This is a genomic window from Microbispora sp. CSR-4 (genome assembly GCF_008033685.1).
In the GTDB taxonomy this organism is placed as follows: domain Bacteria; phylum Actinomycetota; class Actinomycetes; order Streptosporangiales; family Streptosporangiaceae; genus Microbispora.
This window is the reverse complement of the sequence record NZ_VJVX01000137.1, coordinates 1-3,171: the sequence shown is the minus strand read 5'-3', so window position 1 is coordinate 3,171 and position 3,171 is coordinate 1. Positions and strand designations below refer to the sequence as shown.

The window sequence follows — 3,171 nt, the reverse complement described above, 5'->3', positions numbered from 1 at the left end:
GCGATGTAGCCCGAGCAAGACCGGCCACCTGGTCAAAGCCATCGCGGTCCTTCAGAACCATCGGGTAGCACACGCCTCCCGAGGATGAAATTGGCTCAATGTATCTGGTTATGGTGCCACATCAGTGGCATGAGAGAAAAGACGTGTTCGCCACATTCCTCATCATGGGACTGCTCTCAGTCAGGTAGCCGAGAGCGCAGGCGTAACAAGTCAGCCGTCGCTTCTGTGAGCTGTCCGAACTCTCAAAGCGGCTTCGATCGTCCGCACGGCCAACAGGATGCAGGGCGTTGACATGGTGATGGAGCGCGAGACTAAATGCTCAGGACCGTAACGTGAGTGAATCTCCGCCAAGCGCTCGGTGACGTCGAGATGCCGGCCATCTGGGCCGGTGGTCATGTCGCAGTACGTCAGCGCCTCGGCCAGCTCCGGCCGCTCCTGGGCGAACTCAGCGTTGAGCACGTCGAGCAGGCCGCGTTCAGCGGCCTCGTTGACCGCGCAGGAGTGATGGGCGACCAGGCGGCACAGCCGCTCGTCGGCGCCCGCCACATCGCGCAGGTAGCGGGCGCCGTCGAGGGGGTGAAACCCAGTGTCGACCAGCTCAGGGGAGTAGCCGATGTCATGGAGATAGGCAGCGGCGGTCAGCGCGTCGGCCTCGTCGCCGAGGATCGGGGCCAGCGACACGGCGCGCGCCGCCACCCCTTTCGTGTGCGCCCAGCGGCGGGGCAGCGGCTTGGCAAGGAGTCGTTCGGCCAGGTCCCGCGCCCACGCAGCTTGTCCCACGAGACAGACGATAGGCGCACCCGCCCCCGCAAGACCTAGGGCACCAACCCAGACGTCCTAGGACGTCCTACTCATCGGAGCGGACGAACCGGCCCTTGCCCTGCCGGGACACGATCAGCCCTTCGCGCTCCAGCTCCGCGAATGCCTGCCTTACGGTGTTGCGCGACGCCTCGTACAGCCAGCGAAGTTCCGCTTCGCTGGGCAGCAGGTCTCCGGGGCCGAGGTCGCCCCGCTCGATCCGCCGCCGCAACTCGCGGGCGATGAGCTGATACCGGTAGGAGGCATCGACCGGAGCGTCAGCGCCTTGCACAAGCCGCCCCTTCGACGGGACAGTCACGATCAACCCCTCCGCCTCCAAGGCCCGCAACGCGCGTCGTACCGTATTGCGGGCAACACGGAACTCCGCCGTCAGAGCGGTCTCCGAGGGCAGCGCCCTCCCCACCGGATAGACACCCGTCGTGATCCGCTCGCGTAGGCGCTCAGCCAGCTTGCCGGAGACTCGCTGTCCGGTCAGCCATGCCTTGCGCCGTTCAGGAGCGGTGCGCATCGAGAATTTTCGTCAGGTCGATACCGAGTTCGCCCTGTTCGCCCTCGCGCCAGCCCTCGCGCGCCGCCTTCTCGATTCGGTCGGCCGCTGGCAGCAGGCGCAGGCACGAGACCCGCTCGTCGTGCTGGTCACCCCAATAGAACCACAAGAACGCCAGGTGGACGTAGACACGGCGGGGCCGAAGCCGGCTATCGGTCACGTCCAGGGCAGGCCGGTTCTTTTCATCCACGATCAGGACCGCCGTGATCCCGCGCTGTTCCAGCTCATCCCGCAGCTCCCTCAAGAGCTGTTCCTGATACTCGCGCTGCCGCTTCTGGACTGGCCGCAGTTGCTCCATGCCTGACCCGCTCCTTTCGGCTTGGGGTGGGCGCGTTCATCGCGCCCACGCCGAACGAGCTTCCGCCGAGGCGGGGGAACCTCTACACCGCGACTAAGGGACGTCTAGGGACGTCTCGTGTTAACGTCGCAGGCAGAGCCGCCGCCCCAGGAGGTACCCCCCGTGAGCGACACCCTGCGCCATGCCCTTGCCCGGGCCAGACTCGGAACCGTCGACGTCGCCGCCGCCCTCGAAGTGGACCCCAAGACGGTCGACCGCTGGCTCAAGGGCCGCATTCCCTATCCCCGCCACCGCTGGGCCCTGGCCGACATGCTGCAACTCGACGAGAGTGACCTGTGGCCTGACGTCGCCCAACCGCGGCGAACCATTTCCCACGAAGTGAAAGCCGTCTATCCCCACCGCTGGGCCGTACCGCAGAACATCTGGCGGCGGCTCTTCCAGGGCGCAAGTCGCGAGATCGACATCCTGACCTACAGCAGTCTGTTCCTCGCCGAGGACACCGGCATGATCCGACTGCTCGCCAGCAGAGCCGAGGTAGGCGTGAAGATCCGCATCCTTCTCGGCGACCCCGACAGCCCTGAGGTAACCGCCCGAGGAGCCGAAGAAGGCATCGGAGCCGACGTCATGGCCGCCCGAGTACGCAACGCCCTCATGCTGTACCGGCCGCTCCAGGACGTCGACGGCGTAGAGATTCGTCTTCACCGCACGACGCTCTACAACTCCATCTACCGGGCCGACACCGAGTTACTCGTGAACGTCCACGCCTACGGCACACCGGCAGCCCAAGCCCCCGTGCTGTACCTCACGGCCACCAGGGACGAAAACAGCACAGCCGTCTACCTCACCAGCCTCGAACGCGTCTGGGCCACAGCCGAACCGCTCTGCTGACAGCCCGTCTCGCGACCGAAAGCAAATTTTCTTCTCGCTATCAAGGGCGAGCCGCCTACGGCGGCCCGCCTCGCGCGCCGGTCGGCCAGCCGGCCGGGCTGCGGCTCTCTGGCCGGTCCCGGCCGGCGCCGCCCGCGCGCTCCCAGCCGCGCAAGGCGAACGCTAAACGATCGGAGATCACCGCGGCCAGGACGACGACCAAGGCGACATAGTCCAACTCCCCGAAGCAGGTCGGAGGGAAGAGCCGCAAGGGGCTCCGCCCCCTGCACCCCCGGCCCTCCTCGGAGATGAGCTGGGGCCGTACGGGTGGGAGGTGGTCCTCTCCTCGCCGGTCACCCAAGGGATGCCAGACCGGCCGCCCAAGGTCAAGCCGTCGAGTGCGAGCAGGACAACCAGCGAGAGCGGAAGGTCACCGGGAGCATGTACACGCAAGCGACGGCTTGACCCCAGGCGTCCGGCCCGGCATGGCTTCGCCTGCCCGACGAGGAGATGAACGCCCACAACCCGAGCCAGCCCCGGTGGTGACAAGCTGTCAGACACAAAGGCCACAGCCCAGAGAATGAGCACGGACCATCGCACTATGTCCACACCGGAGAGATAACCACCAATAGCTCGCCTT

Annotated in this window: 4 protein-coding genes; 1 reads left to right on the top strand and 3 read right to left on the bottom strand. The window is 66.4% G+C overall.

Annotation, left to right across the window (positions count from 1 at the left end; translation table 11 throughout):
• Positions 1-210: 210 nt before the first annotated feature.
• The 3 genes from FLV34_RS38920 to FLV34_RS38910 all read right to left on the bottom strand — a co-directional run bounded on the left by FLV34_RS38920 (position 211) and on the right by FLV34_RS38910 (position 1,664).
• The gene (locus tag FLV34_RS38920) at positions 211-780 is read right to left on the bottom strand and encodes an HD domain-containing protein (protein WP_185949795.1); all 570 of its coding nucleotides are present in this window, start codon (positions 778-780) and stop codon (positions 211-213) included.
• A gap of 67 nt (positions 781-847) precedes the next feature.
• Positions 848-1,327 carry a GntR family transcriptional regulator gene (locus FLV34_RS38915; RefSeq protein ID WP_142566099.1) on the bottom strand — a complete coding sequence of 160 codons (480 nt, stop codon included), beginning with the start codon at positions 1,325-1,327 and terminating at the stop codon, positions 848-850.
• Positions 1,311-1,664, bottom strand: a complete 354-nt coding sequence (locus tag FLV34_RS38910) for a hypothetical protein (protein WP_142566098.1) — start codon at positions 1,662-1,664, stop codon at positions 1,311-1,313. The genes FLV34_RS38915 and FLV34_RS38910 overlap by 17 nt, the downstream gene beginning before the upstream one ends.
• Positions 1,665-1,826: 162 nt before the next feature.
• On the opposite strand from FLV34_RS38910, the gene FLV34_RS38905 reads away from it, so the two are divergent.
• Positions 1,827-2,552, top strand: coding sequence for an XRE family transcriptional regulator (locus FLV34_RS38905; protein ID WP_142566097.1), 726 nt, complete (start codon positions 1,827-1,829; stop codon positions 2,550-2,552).
• Positions 2,553-3,171: the final 619 nt, after the last annotated feature.

Bases quoted from the DNA above. Each gene is read 5' to 3' on its own strand.
- FLV34_RS38910 (WP_142566098.1), bottom strand. From the start codon at position 1,664: ATGGAGCAACTGCGGCCAGTCCAGAAGCGGCAGCGCGAGTATCAGGAA.
- FLV34_RS38915 (WP_142566099.1), bottom strand. From the start codon at position 1,327: ATGCGCACCGCTCCTGAACGGCGCAAGGCATGGCTGACCGGACAGCGA.